This is a genomic window from Nocardioides okcheonensis, assembly GCF_020991065.1.
GTDB lineage: Bacteria > Actinomycetota > Actinomycetes > Propionibacteriales > Nocardioidaceae > Nocardioides > Nocardioides okcheonensis.
Genome location: NZ_CP087710.1, coordinates 3,019,513 through 3,035,922, shown reverse-complemented (window position 1 = coordinate 3,035,922; position 16,410 = coordinate 3,019,513). Strand labels below are relative to the sequence as shown.

At 74.3% G+C, this 16,410-nt stretch carries 15 protein-coding genes; 6 read left to right on the top strand and 9 right to left on the bottom strand.

The window, feature by feature from the left end:
* The first annotated feature begins 8 nt into the window (after positions 1 to 8).
* The 3 genes from LN652_RS14765 to LN652_RS14755 all read left to right on the top strand — a co-directional run bounded on the left by LN652_RS14765 (position 9) and on the right by LN652_RS14755 (position 3,630).
* Complete coding sequence (locus LN652_RS14765) at positions 9 to 755, top strand: ABC transporter ATP-binding protein (RefSeq protein ID WP_230441370.1); 747 nt, start codon at positions 9 to 11, stop codon at positions 753 to 755.
* A complete protein-coding gene (locus LN652_RS14760) occupies positions 755 to 3,169 on the top strand; it encodes an FtsX-like permease family protein (protein WP_230441369.1) in 2,415 nt (804 codons plus the stop codon). Before LN652_RS14765 ends, LN652_RS14760 begins: the two co-directional genes overlap by 1 nt.
* A gap of 65 nt (positions 3,170 to 3,234) precedes the next feature.
* Positions 3,235 to 3,630, top strand: a complete 396-nt coding sequence (locus LN652_RS14755) for a low affinity iron permease family protein (RefSeq protein ID WP_230441368.1) — start codon at positions 3,235 to 3,237, stop codon at positions 3,628 to 3,630.
* Positions 3,631 to 3,655: 25 nt separating this feature from the next.
* On the opposite strand, the gene LN652_RS14750 is transcribed toward LN652_RS14755, so the two are convergent.
* Positions 3,656 to 4,714, bottom strand: a complete 1,059-nt coding sequence (locus LN652_RS14750; RefSeq protein ID WP_230441367.1) for an LLM class flavin-dependent oxidoreductase — start codon at positions 4,712 to 4,714, stop codon at positions 3,656 to 3,658.
* An 85-nt stretch (positions 4,715 to 4,799) separates the two neighbouring features.
* Between LN652_RS14750 and LN652_RS14745 the strand changes: the two genes are divergently transcribed.
* Positions 4,800 to 6,161 (top strand): MFS transporter, encoded by a 1,362-nt coding sequence (locus LN652_RS14745; RefSeq protein ID WP_230441366.1) that lies wholly within the window; start codon positions 4,800 to 4,802, stop codon positions 6,159 to 6,161.
* 6 nt (positions 6,162 to 6,167) lie between these two features.
* On the opposite strand, the gene LN652_RS14740 is transcribed toward LN652_RS14745, so the two are convergent.
* The 7 genes from LN652_RS14740 to LN652_RS14710 form a co-directional block, all read right to left on the bottom strand.
* Complete coding sequence (locus tag LN652_RS14740) at positions 6,168 to 7,256, bottom strand: alkene reductase (RefSeq protein ID WP_230441365.1); 1,089 nt, start codon at positions 7,254 to 7,256, stop codon at positions 6,168 to 6,170.
* Between the two features lie 140 nt (positions 7,257 to 7,396).
* Positions 7,397 to 8,443, bottom strand: a complete 1,047-nt coding sequence (locus LN652_RS14735) for an aldo/keto reductase (protein ID WP_230441364.1) — start codon at positions 8,441 to 8,443, stop codon at positions 7,397 to 7,399.
* On the bottom strand, positions 8,440 to 9,783 hold the full coding sequence (locus LN652_RS14730) for an LLM class flavin-dependent oxidoreductase (protein WP_230441363.1): 1,344 nt from the start codon (positions 9,781 to 9,783) through the stop codon (positions 8,440 to 8,442). Before LN652_RS14730 ends, LN652_RS14735 begins: the two co-directional genes overlap by 4 nt.
* Positions 9,780 to 10,577: an ABC transporter ATP-binding protein gene (locus LN652_RS14725; RefSeq protein WP_230441362.1), complete on the bottom strand. Its 798-nt coding sequence runs from the start codon at positions 10,575 to 10,577 to the stop codon at positions 9,780 to 9,782. Before LN652_RS14725 ends, LN652_RS14730 begins: the two co-directional genes overlap by 4 nt.
* Positions 10,553 to 11,386 carry an ABC transporter permease gene (locus LN652_RS14720; protein WP_230441361.1) on the bottom strand — a complete coding sequence of 278 codons (834 nt, stop codon included), beginning with the start codon at positions 11,384 to 11,386 and terminating at the stop codon, positions 10,553 to 10,555. Before LN652_RS14720 ends, LN652_RS14725 begins: the two co-directional genes overlap by 25 nt.
* Positions 11,383 to 12,462, bottom strand: a complete 1,080-nt coding sequence (locus LN652_RS14715; RefSeq protein ID WP_230441360.1) for an ABC transporter substrate-binding protein — start codon at positions 12,460 to 12,462, stop codon at positions 11,383 to 11,385. Before LN652_RS14715 ends, LN652_RS14720 begins: the two co-directional genes overlap by 4 nt.
* 105 nt (positions 12,463 to 12,567) lie before the next feature.
* Entirely contained in the window at positions 12,568 to 13,629 is a 1,062-nt protein-coding gene (locus LN652_RS14710) for an LLM class flavin-dependent oxidoreductase (RefSeq protein WP_230441359.1), read from the bottom strand.
* Between the two features lie 140 nt (positions 13,630 to 13,769).
* On the opposite strand from LN652_RS14710, the gene LN652_RS14705 reads away from it, so the two are divergent.
* Complete coding sequence (locus tag LN652_RS14705) at positions 13,770 to 14,396, top strand: hypothetical protein (RefSeq protein WP_230441358.1); 627 nt, start codon at positions 13,770 to 13,772, stop codon at positions 14,394 to 14,396.
* 164 nt (positions 14,397 to 14,560) lie between these two features.
* Positions 14,561 to 16,075 (top strand): ATP-binding cassette domain-containing protein, encoded by a 1,515-nt coding sequence (locus LN652_RS14700; protein ID WP_230441357.1) that lies wholly within the window; start codon positions 14,561 to 14,563, stop codon positions 16,073 to 16,075.
* A gap of 5 nt (positions 16,076 to 16,080) precedes the next feature.
* On the opposite strand, the gene LN652_RS14695 is transcribed toward LN652_RS14700, so the two are convergent.
* On the bottom strand, positions 16,081 to 16,326 hold the full coding sequence (locus tag LN652_RS14695; protein ID WP_230441356.1) for a hypothetical protein: 246 nt from the start codon (positions 16,324 to 16,326) through the stop codon (positions 16,081 to 16,083).
* Positions 16,327 to 16,410: the final 84 nt, after the last annotated feature.

Genomic DNA, 16,410 nt, shown 5'->3' with positions numbered 1-16,410 from the left:
TTGTCCCCATGACCACGACACCTCTCCAGACCCGTACGGCCGCCTCCGCCCGCGGCCTCACCCGCACCTACGGCAGCGGCGACAGCGCCGTCCACGCGCTGCGCGGCGTCGACCTCGACGTCCCCGCCGGCCGGTTCACCGCGATCATGGGCCCGAGCGGGTCCGGCAAGTCGACCCTCATGCACTGCCTGGCCGGGCTCGACGCCGCCACCTCCGGCTCCGTCTCGGTGGCCGGGCGCGACCTGTCCGGCCTCGACGACACCGCGCTCACGCTGTTCCGCCGCGAGCACATCGGCTTCGTCTTCCAGGCCTTCAACCTGCTGCCGATGCTCACCGCGGGCCAGAACATCGTGCTCCCCCTCGAGCTCGCCGGGCGCGACGTCGACCGCGAGCGCTACGACGAGGTCGTCGGCGTGCTCGGCCTCGCGGACCGCCTCGGACACCTGCCCAGCCAGCTCTCGGGCGGCCAGCAGCAGCGCGTCGCCATCGCCCGCGCGCTGGTCACCCGGCCCGACATCGTCTTCGCCGACGAGCCGACCGGCAACCTCGACAGCGAGGCCAGCGCCGAGGTCCTCGGCCACCTGCGCCGCTCGGTGCGCGAGCTCGGGATGACCGTCGTGATGGTCACCCACGAGCTCGACGCGGCGGCCTACGCCGACGACGTCGTCGTCATCCACGACGGCTCCGTCACCGCCCACCTCACCGAGCCGGGCCAGGACGAGCTCGTCGCCGCGCTGCGTGGACGGGGCGCCTGATGCGCGCCGTTCTGCTGGCCTCGCTGCGCCACCACACCCGGCGCTACGTCGCCGCCGCGCTAGCCGTCGTCATCGGCGTCGCCTTCGTCGTGGTCACCGGGATGCTCACCGGAGCCACCCGTGCCGGCCTCACCGCCGACGTCGGTGCACCCGTCGCCGCGGTCGACCGCGTGGTGACCCTCGTCAACCAGCGGCAGGCGCAGCGGCTGCTCGACCGGGCCGCCGAGGACGGTGTGCCCGCGCTCGGGCTGGGCTACGCGATGGAGCAGGTCACCCGCGACGGCGTCCAGCTGACGGCGTCCGCGGACGTCGCCGAGGCGTCCCTCGACCCCGACCTGCAGTGGCAGGACCTCGAGGCGGGCCGCTTCCCGACCGCTCCCGGCGAGGCGCTGGCCGACGTCAACAAGGCCAAGAGCAGCGGCGTCGAGATCGGCGACGTGCTGCGCGTCGGCTCCGGCGCCGCGGCCACGGACGTCGAGGTCGTCGGCACCGTCGACAGCCCGCCGGCCCTCGGCGCCTCGCTCTACGTCCCGTGGCAGGACCTGCGCCGGCTGCGCGGCTCGCTGTGGATCGACGCCGTCGCCTGGGGCGGCACCGCCGCGCAGGCCGAGGCCGTCGCCCCCGACGCGAGCGTCGAGGACGCCGACGCGTGGGTGGCCGCGCGCCAGGCCGAGATCACCCGCGGGGTCGACGTGCTCTCGGTCATGGCGCTGATGTTCGTCGCGATCGCGCTGTTCGTCGGGGTGATGGTCATCGCCAACACGTTCGCGATCCTCTTCGCCCAGCGCCAGCGCGACTTCGCGCTGCTGCGCTGCGTCGGGGTGACCCGCCGCCAGCTGCGGCGCGCGGTCCGGCTCGAGGCGCTCGTCCTCGGCCTGGTCGCGTCGGCCGCCGGCGTGGTCGCCGGAGCGGTCGTCGGCGCCGGGCTGGTCGCCCTCGTCCGCCGCTGGTTCTCCGACATGGGGCCGGCCTCGCTCGACCCGCTGTGGACCGGGGGCGGCTTCGCGGTCGGGGTCGTGGTGACGCTGCTCGCCGCGTGGCTCCCGACGCGTGCCGCGACCCGGGTCGCCCCGCTGGCGGCGCTGCGCCCCGACACCGGCGTCGACGTCCGCTCGGCCGCCGGCCGCGTCCGGCTGGCGCTCGCGACGCTGTGCCTCGTGGGCGGCACGGGCCTGCTGGCCGTCGCGGTCGCCACCACCACCCTGCCCGTGATGCTCGCCGGCGGGACGGTCACCTTCCTCGGGGTGCTGCTGCTCGGGCCGGTGCTCGTGCCGCGGCTGATCCGGGTCGTGGGCCGCCTCGCCGGCGACGGGCCGGTCCGGCGGCTGGCGACCGGCAACGCGGTGCGCAACCCGCGGCGTACGGCGACCACGGCCGCGTCCCTCCTGGTCGGCGTCACCCTCACCACCGCCGTCCTGACCGGCCTCGCGTCGTCACGGGCCGGGCTCGACGGGGAGCTGGACCGCGACTACCCGCTCGACGCCACGGTGACGGCGGTCGACCAGCCGCTCGCGGCGGACCTGGCGGCGCGCGCCGAGGCGCTGCCGGACGTGGCGTCGGTGGACGCCCTCGACGGCACCACCGCCACCATCGGCGGCGTCGAGGTGCCGATCGTCGGCACGGCGGGCCGGGTGGGCGCCGTCCGCGGCCCCGACGACCTCAGCCCCCGCGACGGCGTGCTGCTGCTGCCCTACGACGTCATCGACGAGCTGCCGCGCCGGCTGGGCGACCGGGTGTGGGACGACCACGAGGTCGTGGTCACCGTCGCGGGGCGCGAGCGCACCCTCGACGTGCAGCCGGCCAACGGCTGGGGCCGCGCCGGCGTCGTCTCGGCCACCACGCTGGCGGCGCTCGCCCCCGAGACGCAGGTGACCGCGCTGTGGGTGCGCGCCGCCGACGGGGCCGACGCCGAGGACCTCCGCGGCGACCTGGCGGCGCTGGCCGGGGCGTCGGGCGCCGGGCTCGATGGCGGCTACTCCCAGCGGGCGTGGGGCGTCCTGCAGGTCGACGTCCTCACCGGCGCGGTGGTCGGCCTGCTGGCGATCGCGATCGTCATCGCGCTGGTCGGCATCGCCAACACGCTCGGCCTGTCCGTGCTCGAGCGCGGCCGGGAGAACGCCCTGCTGCGGGCGATGGGGCTGACCCGCCGGCAGCTGCGCCGGGCGATGGCGACCGAGGGCCTGCTGCTCTCGGCCGTCGCGACCGCGATGGGCGTGGCGCTCGGGCTGGTCTTCGCGTGGGTCGGCGTGCAGGTGCTGATCGCCGGCGTCGTGGACGACGCCGCGCTGACCGTGCCGGTGCTGCAGGTCGGGGGCGTCGCCCTCGTCGCCGCGCTCGCCGGGCTGGCCGCCTGCGTGCTGCCCGCCCGGAAGGCGGCCCGGGTCGCGCCGGCCGCGGGGCTCGCGCTCGACTGAGCCGGTGGCGCGGGAGTGGCGCGGGGGTGAGGACGCCGACACCCCCGCGCCGCTAGCCTCCCGTCATGGAGCGCAGCGAGGCGGCCGAGAGCCGGGAGAAGAAGGACGGCCTCGACCCGTTCGAGAAGTTCGTCGAGGTGTCCACCAACACCATCAGCCGGGCGCCGTTCTTCGCGGTCGTCGTGGCGGTCGTGGTGATCTGGGCGGCGAGCTTCCCGCTCTGGAAGAGCACCACCAAGTGGGAGCTCGCCATCCACACGTTCGGCGGCGTGCTGTCGCTGCTGCTGCTGGTCCTGCTGGAGAACGCCGGACGCCGCCACAACGAGGCGATGCAGGAGAAGCTCAACGTGCTGGCGGAGGCGCTGGCGGCGCTGATGGACTCGCGCGCCGCCGACGACCCCGACCTGCGCGAGGCCGCCGACAACCTCCGCGAGGCGGTCGGGCTCGAGGAGCGGCACTGACCGCCGCCCACCCGGGCCGCAGGGCTCAGGCGGCCAGCAGCCGCAGCGTCTCCTCGCGCGTCGGGGCGGCGGTGACGTCGGTGCCGGTCCAGGCGCCGGCGACCGGGTGCACCATCACCTCGTCGACGCCGTAGGTCGCGGCCAGGTCGGCCAGCTGCGTGCGGGCCTGCTCGGGCGAGCCGACGACCCAGCGGTTGCTCATCGCCCGGCCGAACCCGACCTGGTCGGGCGTCATCTCGACGGCCTCCGCCTCCTCGACGAGGCGCTGCGGGCGCAGCGGGCCGCCGGTGCGCAGCGCCAGCATCTGCTGCACGTTGGGCAGCGCGAGGCGGCGCGCCTCCTCCTCCGTCCCGGCCACGACCGCGTTGGCGGTGAGGAAGGTCCGCGGCTCCGGGTGCTCGGGCGAGGGCCGGTAGGTGGAGCGGTAGAGCTCGATCGCCTCCGCGGTGCCCTGGCCGGCGAAGTGGTGCGCGAAGACGTAGGGCAGGCCCTTCTCGGCGGCGAGGCGGGCGGAGTAGTCCGACGAGCCGAGCAGCCACATGGTGGCCAGGCTCCGCGCGCTCGGGGTCGCGTGCAGCGGCTGGCGGCGCGGACCGACCTGCACCTCGACGCCCTCGGGCGACATCAGCGTGCGGATGTCGTCGACGTACTCGGGGAAGCGGGCGACGGCGTCGTCGGCCGACTCGGCGCTGCCGCCGCGCAGGACGTAGCGGGTCAGCGGGTCGGTGCCGGGCGCGCGGCCGATGCCGAGGTCGATGCGGCCCGGGAAGGCGGCCTCGAGGAGCGCGAACTGCTCGGCGACGACCAGCGGCGCGTGGTTGGGCAGCATCACGCCGCCGGAGCCGACGCGGATCCGCTCGGTGGCGGAGGCCAGCATCGCGATCAGGACCGGCGGGTTCGTCGCCGCCACGGCCGGCATGTTGTGGTGCTCGGCGACCCAGTAGCGGCGGTAGCCGAGCTCGTCGGCGACCTGCGCGAGGCGGCGCGACGCGGCGATGGCGTCACCGGTGGCCTGGTCGCTGCGGACCGGGACGAGGTCGAGGACCGAGAGGGCGAGCGGGGAGGACGAAGCAGCGGAAGTCACTGTCTGCACAGCGCCCGGCCCCCGCGGGATATTCCGTGCGCCCTCGGTTGACCTCAGGTGCACCTGAGGTCCTACCGTCGGGGCAGTGACCACCACCACGACGCCGCGCGAGCGGATCCTCTCCCCCGCCTACGCCGCGACCACCGTGGCGATGTTCGGCCTGATCGCCTTCGTCGCCTTCGAGGCGATGGCGGTCGCGACCGTCATGCCGACGGTCGCGCGCGACCTCGACGGCCTGGGCCTCTACGCCCTCGCGTTCGCCGCGCCGCTGGCCAGCGGGGTGGTCGGGATGGTCGCCGCAGGGACGTGGAGCGACCGCAGCGGTCCCGTCGTCCCGCTGCTCGCCTCGCTGGCGCTCTTCAGCACGGGGCTGCTGGTGTGCGGGCTGGCGCCGTCGATGGAGGCGCTGCTCGTCGGCCGGGTGCTGCAGGGCCTTGGCGGCGGGGCGCTGACGGTGGGGCTCTACGTCGTGGTGGGTCTGGTCTACCCCGCGCCGCTGCGGCCGGCGGTGTTCGCCTCGTTCGCCGCCGCCTGGGTGCTGCCGGCGCTGTTCGGGCCGGGCCTGGCTGCGTTCGTCGCCACCACGTGGAGCTGGCGATGGGTCTTCCTCGGGGCGGTGGCGCTGGTCGTCGTCGCGCTGGCGCTGCTCGCACCCGCGCTCCGCGGCCTCGACACTCCGGAGGAAGGCGACGCGACGCCGCGCAGCCGGCTCTGGTGGGCCGTCGTCGGCGCGGTCGCGGTGCTCGTCCTCGAGCTGCTGGGCTCGGCCACCGGTCTCACGGCACTGGGGGCGCTCGCCGCGCTCGCGCTGGTGTGGGTCGCGCTCGGCCGGCTGCTCCCGCGCGGCAGCAGGCGCCTGCAGCGCGGGCTGCCGGCGGTGATCGCGACGCGCGGCCTGCTCAGCGCCGTGTTCTTCTGCGCCGAGGCCTACATCGTCTACGTCCTGCAGGACCACTGGGACCTCACCGCCGGGCGCGCGGGCATCGCGCTGACCTGCGTGGGCGTCGTGTGGGCGGCCTCGAGCCAGCTCCAGTCGCGGTTCGGGGAGCGGGTCTCGCACACCCGCGCGATGCTCGTGGGCACCTCGCTCGTGCTCGTCGGCGTGGGCGCGCTCGCCCTCACCGTCCTGGCCCTGGACGCCGGGTCACGTCCGTCGGCGGTGCTGCCGGCGGCGGCGTACGTCCTGGCCGGCGCCGGGATGGGGTTCGCCTACCCGCGCACCGGCGTGGCGATGCTGGAGGCCTCCACCGACCGCGACCGCGGCTTCAACTCCTCGGCGCTGTCGATCGCCGACTCGCTCGGTGCGGCGATCGCGCTCTCGGCGGCGGGCGCGGTCTTCGCGACCTCCGACCGGGCCGGGCTCGACCCGTTCCTCGCGGTGTTCGCCGCCGCCGCGACCCTCAGCGTGCTCGGGGTCGCGGCGGCGGCGCGGACGCGTACGTCCTGACCGGCCTCAGGAGGCCTGGTCGAGGGTGGGGTAGTCGGTGTAGCCCTCGGCGCCGCCACCGTAGAAGGTGTCGGGGTTCGGCTCGTTGAGCTCGGCCCCCTCGCGCCAGCGCTCGGCGAGGTCGGGGTTGGCCAGGAACGGGCGGCCCACGACCACGGCGTCGGCGAGACCGGTCTCGAGCAGCTTCTCGACCGACTCGAGCGAGGTGACGTCACCGAAGCCGTCGTTGAGCAGCACGACGCCGTCGAAGCGCTCGCGCAGGTCGCGCACCAGCGTCTCGAGCGGCTCGAGCGGGCTGGCGAGCAGGCTCAGGTAGGCCAGGCCGAGCGGCGACACCGCGTCGACGACGGCGCGGTAGGTGGCGGTGAGGTCGGCGTTGATCTCCTCGCCGATGCCGTTGAACTGGTGGGCGGGGCTCAGCCGCAGCCCGACCCGCTCGGCGCCGATCGCCTCGGCGACGGCCGTGACGACCTCGATGACGAAGCGGGCCCGGTTCTCCGGCGAGCCGCCGTAGACGTCGTCGCGCTGGTTGACCGTCGGGTCGAGGAACTGGTGGCCGAGGTAGCCGTTGGCCGCGTGGACCTCGACGCCGTCGAGCCCGGCCGCGACCGCGTTGCGGGCGGCGGTGACGTAGTCGGCGACCAGGCCGGCGACCTCGTCGGTCTCCACGGCGCGCGGGACGTCGTGCGGCTTGCCGCCGTCGGCGGTGACCATCTCGCCGGGCGCCTGCACGGCGCTGGGGGCGACGGTCTCGACGCCGTCCTTGTTGTCGGCGTGGGCGATCCGGCCCGCGTGCATGAGCTGGGCGACGATCACGCCGTCGCGGGCGTGGACGGCGTCGGCGACCTGGCGCCAGCCGGCGACCTGCTCGTCGGTGTAGAGCCCCGGCACGTCCAGGTAGCCCTGGCCGACGTGGCTGGGGGCGATGCCCTCGGTGATGATCAGCCCGGCGCCCGCGCGCTGCGCGTAGTACTCGGCGTTGAGACCGGTCGGGGCGTTGCCCTCACCCGCGCGGTTGCGGGTCAGCGGCGCCATCACGAAGCGCTGCGGCAGCTTCCAGGGACCGACGGCGAGGGACTCGAATGCACGGCTCATGGGACGTGGTGCCTCCATCTGGTTGAGGTCTGTACGACCTGTTCAGCGACGTGGAGCCACGCGATGTTCCCCGACGAGAGCCACGTCACAGCGGCGCCCACCCTCCCGGGTGGGCGCCGCCGTGAGGTGCTGCGACGGGGTCAGCGGCGCCGCAGCGAGGCGTCGACGAGCGCGGGCGGGGCGTAGCCCTTGTCCGCCTCGTTGATCGTCGTGCCGGGCGGCACGATCTCGTCGATCCGGTCGAGCACGTCGGCCGGCAGCACGACCTTCTCCACCCCGAGCTGCGACTCGAGCTGCTCGAGGGTGCGCGGGCCGATGATGGCCGACGACACCGCCGGGTGGGCGAGCACGAAGCCGAGCGCGAGGTGGATCAGCGACAGCCCGGCCTCGTCGGCGAGGTCCTGCAGCTGGTGCACCGCCTCGAGCTTGAGCTTGTTCTCCGGGGCGTCGGGGTCGTGCCGCGCGGGCTGGCGCTGCAGGCGGCTCGAGGTCGCCGACGGGGACTCGCCGCGGCGGTAGCGACCCGACAGCCAGCCTCCCGCGAGCGGGCTCCACGGCAGCACGCCGAGGCCGTGCTTCTGGGCGGTCGGCAGGATGTCGCGCTCCACCTCGCGGGCGAGGATCGAGTAGGGCGGCTGCTCGGTCACCGGCCGCTCGCGCTGCCGCTTCTCGGCCACCCACTGCGCCTCGACGACCTGCGAGGGCAGGAAGGTCGAGGTGCCGATGTAGCGGATCTTGCCCTGGCGCACGAGGTCGGTCAGCGCGCCGAGGGTCTCGTCGACGTCGACCTCCGGGCGCGGCCGGTGGACCTGGTAGAGGTCGATGTGGTCGACCTGGAGCCGGCGCAGCGAGTGCTCGACCTCGCGGATGATCCAGCGCCGCGAGTTGCCGGCCTGGTTGGGGTCGTCGTCGTGCATGTTGCCGTGGAACTTGGTCGCGAGGAAGACGTCGTCGCGGCTGCCCTTGCGGGCCTGCAGCGCCTTGCCGACGATCTCCTCCGACTCGCCGCGGGCGTAGACGTCGGCGGTGTCGATGACGTTGATCCCGGCGTCGAGGGCGCGGTGGATGATCGCGATCGAGGCGTCGTGGTCGGGATTGCCCCACGCGCCGAACATCATCGCGCCGAGGGTCAGCGGGCTGACCTGGACGCCGGTGCGGCCGAGCGGACGGTAGTGCTCGAAGCTCATGCGGTCTTCTCCTGGACAGGGGTCGGGGCGTACTGGCTGGCCGGGCGGTCGAGCCCGAGGTGGTCGCGCAGGGTGCTTCCTGTGTACTCCTCGCGGAACAACCCGCGGCTGCGCAGGATCGGCACGACCTCGTCGATGAAGACGTCGATGCCTCCGGGCAGCCACGGCGGCATCACGTTGAAGCCGTCGGCGGCGCCCTGCTCGGCCCACTCCTGGATCGTGTCGGCGATGTCGACCGGGGTGCCGGCCACCACGCGGTGGCCGCGGCCGCCGGCGAGCTTGTGGCACAGCTGGCGGATCGTCGGGTTCTCCCGCGCGACGATGTCGAGCACGAGCTGGGAGCGGCTGTGGAACGCGCGGTCGCCGACGGGCGCCACGACCTCGGTCGGGAACGGCCCGTCGATGTCGTAGGACGCGAGGTCGACGCCGACGAGGTTGCTCAGCTGGCGCAGCGAGTACGCCGGCTGGGTGAGGTCGTTGAACGACTCCTCGAGCGCACGGGCCTCGGCGGCGGTCGACCCGATGAACGGGCTGATGCCGGGCAGCACCTTGAGCTGGTCGGGGTTGCGTCCCTGGGCCCGGGCCCGCGCCTTGATGTCGGCGTAGAACTCCTGGGCGTTCTCCAGGGTCTGGTGGGCGGTGAAGATCGCCTCCGCCCAGCGGGCCGCGAAGGCCCGCCCGTCCGGCGAGGAGCCGGCCTGGACGTAGACCGGACGGCCCTGCGGCGAGCGCGGCGCGTTGAGCGGGCCGGCCACCGAGAAGTGCTCGCCCTCGTGGTCGATGCGGTGGATCTTGTCGGTGTCGGCGTAGATCCCGCTCTCGCGGTCGGCGAGGACGGCGTCGTCCTCCCAGCTGTCCCAGAGCTTGGTGACGACGTCGAGGAACTCCTCGGCGCGCTCGTAGCGCTGGGCGTGGGCCGGGTGGGCGTCGAGGCCGAAGTTGTGCGCGGCCCCGGCCGAGGAGGTGGTGACGATGTTCCACCCGACCCGGCCGTTGCTGAGGTGGTCGAGCGAGGCGAACTGCCGGGCCAGGTTGTAGGGCTCGTTGTAGGTCGTCGACGACGTCCCGATCACGCCGATCCGCTCGGTGGCCGCGGCGATCGCGGTCATCTTGGTGATCGGCTCCAGCCCGCCGCGCGCGGCGTACCTGATGTTCTCCGCCAGCGCCGGCCCGTCGGCGAAGAAGACCGCGTCGAACTTCGCGTCCTCCGCGCGCCGCGCGAGCTCCTGGTAGTAGGTGATGTCGGTGATCCGCTCGGGCTGCGACTCCGGTCGCCGCCAGGCGGCCTCGTGGTGGCCGTCGGGGTAGATGAAGAGGTTCAGGTGGATCTGACGGGTCACGAGGCCGCCCTCTCGCCGAGGCGTACGTCGGAGTGCCGGCCGGGTGCCGCGTCGTGGTCGTCCTCGACGCCGAGCTCGGTCAGCAGCTGCGCGCGCAGCCGGGCGAACGCCGGGTCGGCCTGCGAGCGGCGGGCGCCGAGGTCGATCCGTGCGTCGTGGCGCACCACGCCGCCGTCGAGCACGATGACCCGGTCGGCCAGCACGATCGCCTCGTCGACGTCGTGGGTGACCAGCAGCACGGCGGGCTGGTGGACCTCGCAGAGGTTGCGCAGCAGGGTGTGCATCCGGATCCGGGTCAGGGCGTCGAGCGCCCCGAACGGCTCGTCGGCGAGCAGCAGCTCGGGGTCGCGGACCAGCGAGCGGGCCAGCGACGCGCGCTGCTGCTCACCGCCCGAGAGCTCGTGCGGCCAGGCCTTCTCCCGCCCGGCCAGGCCCACCTCGGCGAGTGCCTGCGAGCCGCGCTCGGCGGCGTCGGCGGAGCGCAGGCCGAGGGTGACGTTGTCGAGGACCCGCTTCCACGGCAGGAGGCGCGAGTCCTGGAAGACGACCGACACCTTCTCCGGGACGAGGACCCGGCCGTGGCCGGCGACCCCGCGGTCGAGGCCGGCCAGCGCCCGCAGCAGGGTGGACTTGCCGGAGCCGCTGCGCCCGAGGAGCGCGACGAACTCGCCGGGGGCGATGTCGAGGTCGAGGCCGTTGAGCACGCCACCCGCCTCGTTGAAGCTGCGGTGCAGGCCCTCGACCCGGACCGCGGGCCCGGTCTGCGGGGTCAGCTCGCCAGTGTGCGACGCCATGACAGTGCCTTCCTCTCGATGAGACGGACGACCGCGTCGGCGGTGACGCCGAGCAGTGCGTAGACGACTAGGCCGACGACGATGATGTCGGTCTGCCCGTAGTTGGACGCGAGCGTGATCATGTGGCCGATCCCGCTCGTGGCGTTGATGACCTCCACGACGACGAGCGCGAGCAGCGACGAGGTCACCGCGAAGCGCAGGCCGAGCAGGAAGCCGGGCATGGCGCCGGGCAGCACCACGTGGCGGATGAACTCGGCGCGGCTGACGTCGAGGGTCTCGGCCAGCTCGGCGTAGCGCCCCTCGATGGTGCGCAGGCCGTTGTGGGTGTGGATGTAGATCGGCACGAAGACGGCCAGCGCGATGGTGATGACCTTCATCGGCTCGCCGATGCCGAGCCACAGGATCAGCAGCGGGATCAGCGCCAGCGTGGGGATCGAGCGCTTGACCTGGATCGGCCCGTCGATGAGCGACTCGCCGATCCGCGAGAGGCCCGAGATGAGCGCCAGGACGGTGCCGACCGCGACGCCGAGGCCGAGGCCCAGCGCGGCGCGGATGCCGGAGGTGACCAGGCTCTCCTGAAGCCGGCCGTTCTCGATGAGGGTCTCGGCCGTCGCGACGACGGTCCACGGCGCGCTGAGGTTGCGCTCGTCGAGCAGCCCGGTGGCCGACCCGACGACCCAGGCGGCGAGCAGGACGGCGATGCCGATCAGGCCGCTGAACCGGATCGGGTCGCCGGGGCCGAGCCGGCGCCGCACGGGACGTACGTCATCGGCGGCGACGACGGGGCGGGAGGCGGTCAGCGTGGTCACGAGCCCGCCTCCTTCCCGTCGAGCGCGGCGGCGATGGCCTTCTCGTAGCGCCGGTCGTAGAGCGTCTCCACGTCGACCGGGTCGTGGCCCTGCTCCTCGGCGAGGGTGTCGGCGGTCTCCTGGTGGCGCGCGATGAAGTCGTCCCAGCTCGTCGGGACGGTGAACTCGCCGAGCGCCTCGACGACGTAGTCCGCGTCCTCCTCCGAGAGGCCCTCGTGGTCGACGTAGTAGGCCTGGGCGAACTCGTCGGGGTGGCTGGAGATCCACTCCTGGGCCTCGGCCCAGACGGCGACGTAGTCCTTGATCGCGGCCGCCTTGTCGGCGTCCTCGAGGACCTCGGTCGGGGTGTAGAGCGTCCAGGCGTCGTCGCGCACGCCCGGCGCGATCGTGGTGGCGCCGTCGCGCTCGTACTTCGCGAGGTAGGTCTTCACCAGCGACTGGCCGAGCGGGGCGACGTCGACCTGCTTGCCGGCGAGCGCCACGGAGAACGCGTCGTCGACGCTCTGCATCTCGACGAGCTCGACGTCGTCCTGGGTGAGGCCGGCCTCGCGCAGCACGTTGAGCACGAGCGCGCCCTGGGCCTGGCCGGGGCTGTAGGCGATCTTCTTGCCCTTCAGGTCCTCGATCGAGGAGACGTCGACGCCGGGCGCGACACCGAGCTCGTAGGTCGGGTGCTCCATCGGGTCGACGGTCTCGCGGGCGGCGACGACGCGGACGTCGGTGCCGGTCCAGTGTGCGAAGAGCGGCGGGATGTCGGCGACCGAGCCGATGTCGATGGCGTCGGCGCGGAAGGCCTCGAGCGTCTTGGGGCCGCCGGTGATGTTGGCCCACTCGACCTCGACGTCGAGGTCGTCGATCAGGCCGGAGGTCTCCAGCGCGACCTGGGTGGCCGGGTCGCCGACCCGGAGGACGGTGCCGTCGGCCGGGGCGTCGGGCAGGGCCGCGGTCAGCTCGAGGCGCGGGCCGGCGTCCTGGCCGCCGCAACCGGAGAGCGCGGCGAGGCCGACGGTGGCCAGCAGGACGGTGCGGGTCAGGGGGCTGCGGAACGCCAGGGGGCGGGGCCCTCGTCGTGACATCAGGGAAGCTCCTTCATGGGGTGGGACATCCAAACTAAACTGAGTTAGTTGACTTACTCGCCTTTTGGACGGCAGGGACTTCCTGCCACCGGGACCTGCCACCCCTCAGGCGGAGCGGAGCAGCGGGAGCAGCGAGTCGCCGACGCGGACGATCTCGCGCTCGTACGGCGTGTCGCTGAGCACGAAGTGGGTGACGCCGAGGTCGGCGTAGCGGCGCAGCGCCTTGGCCACGTCGTCGGGCGAGCCGACCAGCCAGGTCGTGCCGGCGCCGCCGCCACCGACCCGGCCGGGAGCGGTGTAGAGGCAGTCGTCGAGGACGTCGCCCTGCTCCGCGAGGTCGAGCAGCCGCTGCTGGCCGACGGCGACCCGGCGGTCGGGGTCGACGAACCACTCGTCGCGCCCGGCGGCCATCGCGGCGACCTTGGCCTCGGCGTCGACCCAGGCCTCCTCGGTCGTGTCGCGCACCAGGGTGGTGATCCGCAGGCCGAACTCGAGCGGCGGGAGGTCGCGGCCGACCTCCTCGCTGAGGGTGCGGAGGTGGTCGATGCGGGCGGCGACGCCGTCGAGCGGCTCGCCCCAGAAGAGCTGGACGTCGGCCTCGGCGGCGGCGGTGCGCTGCGCGGCCTCCGAGGCGCCGCCGAAGTAGAGCTTGGGGTGCGGGCGGCCCTCCCGGGCGACGGGCTTGTGCTCCAGCGTCGCGCCGTGCGCGTGGTAGTGCTCGCCCTCGAAGGTGATGTCGTCCTCGGTCCAGTAGCGCCGGACCAGCCGCATGAACTCGCGGGTCCGGGCGTAGCGCTGCGCCTGGTCGCCCTCGTCGTCGCCGTACTGCGGCTGGTGGTCCGGGCCGCTCACCACGTTGACCTTCACCCGCCCGCCGCTGAGCTGGTCGAGCGTGGCCGCGGAGGAGGCGAAGTGCGCCGGCGTCCAGTAGCCCGGACGGATGGCGATCAGCGGGTTGAAGGTCGTGGTGGCGGCGGTGAGGGCGGTCGCGACCGTGAAGGTGTCGGGCCGCTTCCAGCCGGTGCCGATGAGGGCGCCGCCCCAGCCGTGGTCCTCGACGAGCCGGGCGAGGCCGGTCAGCCGCTCGAGGCTGTTGTGCCCCTCGGTGGTCGTGTCCGACCGGTGGCCCGGGGCGACCTGGTTGGGGATGTACCAGAGGAATTCCATGCGACGCGGGCGCTTCATGCTTATCTGTAGTGGGTTACTACACATAACACACGGGACGCCCGCTCCCCACGACCCGTCCGCGTGGCGTCGCGGGTCCGACGGTCTTCCCGACCGACCTCGCGGCGGTGTTCGATGGGCCCATGGCAGCCAGCCCCTCGGTCGTCGGCGCCCTCGCCACGACGCTCGCCTCCCTCTCCGCGGACTTCGACGCGGACGAGCTGGCCTACCTCGCGCTCACCGGCACGGCCGGCCAGCCCGTCCGCGACCGGCTCGCGTGGCGGCTCCAGCAGGAGCTCGGCGAGGCCCACGTCGTCGCCCGCGGGTGGCGCCGGGCCGACATCGCCGTCCTGGCCGGTGAGACGCCGGTCCTGCAGGTCGAGGCGAAGGCGATGTACGCCTTCGACCTGCTGGGCGCCACGTCGCGGACCGGGCACCTGGCCGAGCTGGTGGCCAACGGGCTCAAGATGTCGGCGCTGGCCCCCGAGGGCTCGGCCTGCCTCCTCGCGCTGGTCACCCACGTCGACGGCGCCGTCCCGGAGCACCTGCGCGAGCACGTCGTGAAGCACGCAGCCGGGATCCGGGCCGCCCTCGACCGGGAGGGCTCCGCCGAGGCCGTGGCCGCGCGGGCCCGCAAGACGTGGGAGGCGGAGATCGCGCGCCTGGGCTGGCCGTCCGCCCGCTTCACCCTCGGCGGCGGGTCGATGTGGGGGCTCGGCGTCGAGGTCGACGCCTACCTCGTGGGACCGCTGCCGCCGGGCGAGGCCTGAAAAACCCGTCGAGCCGCGACGCCGCCCTCGTCTACCGTGGCGCCGTGCCCACCGCGACGCTCAAGCTCCGCACCCGCTGACGAGCCGCGCCGGACCTCCGTCCGCGCCCGGCCCGTCGCCCTCGCCTGCCCTGACAGCGAACAGCGAACCTTGCGGAGCCACGCGTGCACACCTCTCCTTCCTCCCCTTCTTCCACCCTGCCCACCTCGTCCCCCCACCTCCGCGCCGTCGGCGTCGGCGCGACCCGCGGCGGTCGCCGGGTGCTGACCGGCGTCGACCTGACCGTCTCGCCGCAGACCCGGCTCGCCGTGGTCGGCGACAACGGGCGCGGCAAGACCACGCTGCTGAGGGTCCTCGCCGGCGGCCTCGAGCCCGACGAGGGCCGCGTCGAGCGCGCGGGCAGCGTCGGCGTCGCGCACCAGTCGATGGACGCCGGCCCCGGCGCGACCGTCGGGTCGCTGGTCGCGGACGCGACGGCGTACGCCCGTGAGGCGCTGGCGGCCTTCGACGCCGCCACCGCGGCGCTCACCCGGGGCGAGCCCGGCGCGGAGCAGGCGTACGCCGATGCGCTCGAGGTCGCGACCCGGCTCGACGCGTGGGACGCCGAGCGCCGCGTCGACCTCGCCCTCGCCGGGCTCGACGCGTGCACCGACCGCGACCGACCGCTGGCGACGCTGTCGGTCGGCCAGCGCTACCGGGTGCGCCTCGCGACCGTGCTCGGCGGCGGCGACGACCTGCTCCTGCTCGACGAGCCGACCAACCACCTCGACGCCGGCGGGCTGGGCTTCCTGGGCGAGGCGCTCTCCCGGCGGGCGGGCGGCTACGTCGTCGTGTCGCACGACCGGGCGCTGCTGCGGGCGGTCACCACCGACTTCCTCGACCTCGACCCGACCCCCGACGGGCGGCCGCGGCTGCACGGCGGCGGCTACGACGCGTGGCAGGAGGCCCGGCGCCGCGAGCTCGAGCGCTGGCGCCAGCTCCACGCCGAGCAGGTCGCCGAGCGCGACCGCCTCGCGCGCGCCGCCGACGACGCCCGCTCCCGGCTCACCACGGGCTGGCGGCCCGACAAGGGGACCGGCAAGCACCAGCGCCAGTCGCGCGCGGCCGGCGTGGTGCAGGCGGTCCGCCGCCAGGAGGAGCGGCTCGCCGACCACCGGATCGACACGCCTCCCCCGCCGCCGACCTGGCACTGGCCCGAGCCCGGCACCCGGGCGGGCCAGCCGCTCCTGCGCGCCGACGGCGTACGCGTCTCGGGACGGCTGGACGGGCCGGTCTCGCTGGGTCTCTCCGGGGGCGACCGGCTGTTGGTCACGGGGCCGAACGGTGCGGGGAAGAGCACGCTGCTCTCCGTGCTGGCGCAGGTGCTCGAGCCCGGCGCAGGGCGGGTGCGCCACCTCTCGGGCGCCGACGTCGGCCTGCTCGGGCAGGAGGATGTCGGCGAGGGGCTGCACGGCTCACCCGGCCAGCTGCGCCGCCGGGTGCTCGCCGCGCTGCTGCACCGCCGCCCGGACGTGCTGCTGCTCGACGAGCCGACCAACCACCTCTCGGCCGCGCTCGTCGACGAGCTCACCGCGGCGCTGCGGCGTACGCCCGCCGCGGTGGTCGTCGCCACCCACGACCGGCAGCTGCTTGCCGACCTCGAGGACTGGCCGCGGCTCGAGCTCGGGGGGGCGGGGTGACGTCGCTAGCGGCGGCGGCCGAGGCGGAAGCCGACTCCCGTTGCCAAGGCCACCAGGCCGACGACCGCGACCGCGAGGCCCGCCACCTGCGCCCGCGAGACGACCCACACGGACCCACCGCTCAGGATGTCGTCGGTCGACGGGGCGTAGGCGAACCAGCCGTAGTCGGTCTGCCCGGGCGAGGAGGACAGGGCGACCGCGAGGCCGACGCCGACGAGGACCGCTCCCAGGACCCACCACAGATGACGCACGGTGGGAGTATCACCGATCCGTCCCCTGTGGGCTTCGGTCTGACTGGTTCATCTGTTCGAATCGGGTGTCCACAGATGTCGTTC

What these genes read in the sequence shown, in the direction of transcription:
- LN652_RS14765 (WP_230441370.1), top strand. Translation starts at nt 9, where the DNA reads ATGACCACGACACCTCTCCAGACCCGTACGGCCGCCTCCGCCCGCGGC.
- LN652_RS14760 (WP_230441369.1), top strand. Translation starts at nt 755, where the DNA reads ATGCGCGCCGTTCTGCTGGCCTCGCTGCGCCACCACACCCGGCGCTAC.
- LN652_RS14755 (WP_230441368.1), top strand. Translation starts at nt 3,235, where the DNA reads ATGGAGCGCAGCGAGGCGGCCGAGAGCCGGGAGAAGAAGGACGGCCTC.
- LN652_RS14740 (WP_230441365.1), bottom strand. Translation starts at nt 7,256, where the DNA reads ATGAGCCGTGCATTCGAGTCCCTCGCCGTCGGTCCCTGGAAGCTGCCG.
- LN652_RS14735 (WP_230441364.1), bottom strand. Translation starts at nt 8,443, where the DNA reads ATGAGCTTCGAGCACTACCGTCCGCTCGGCCGCACCGGCGTCCAGGTC.
- LN652_RS14725 (WP_230441362.1), bottom strand. Translation starts at nt 10,577, where the DNA reads ATGGCGTCGCACACTGGCGAGCTGACCCCGCAGACCGGGCCCGCGGTC.
- LN652_RS14715 (WP_230441360.1), bottom strand. Translation starts at nt 12,462, where the DNA reads ATGTCACGACGAGGGCCCCGCCCCCTGGCGTTCCGCAGCCCCCTGACC.
- LN652_RS14710 (WP_230441359.1), bottom strand. Translation starts at nt 13,629, where the DNA reads ATGGAATTCCTCTGGTACATCCCCAACCAGGTCGCCCCGGGCCACCGG.
- LN652_RS14705 (WP_230441358.1), top strand. Translation starts at nt 13,770, where the DNA reads ATGGCAGCCAGCCCCTCGGTCGTCGGCGCCCTCGCCACGACGCTCGCC.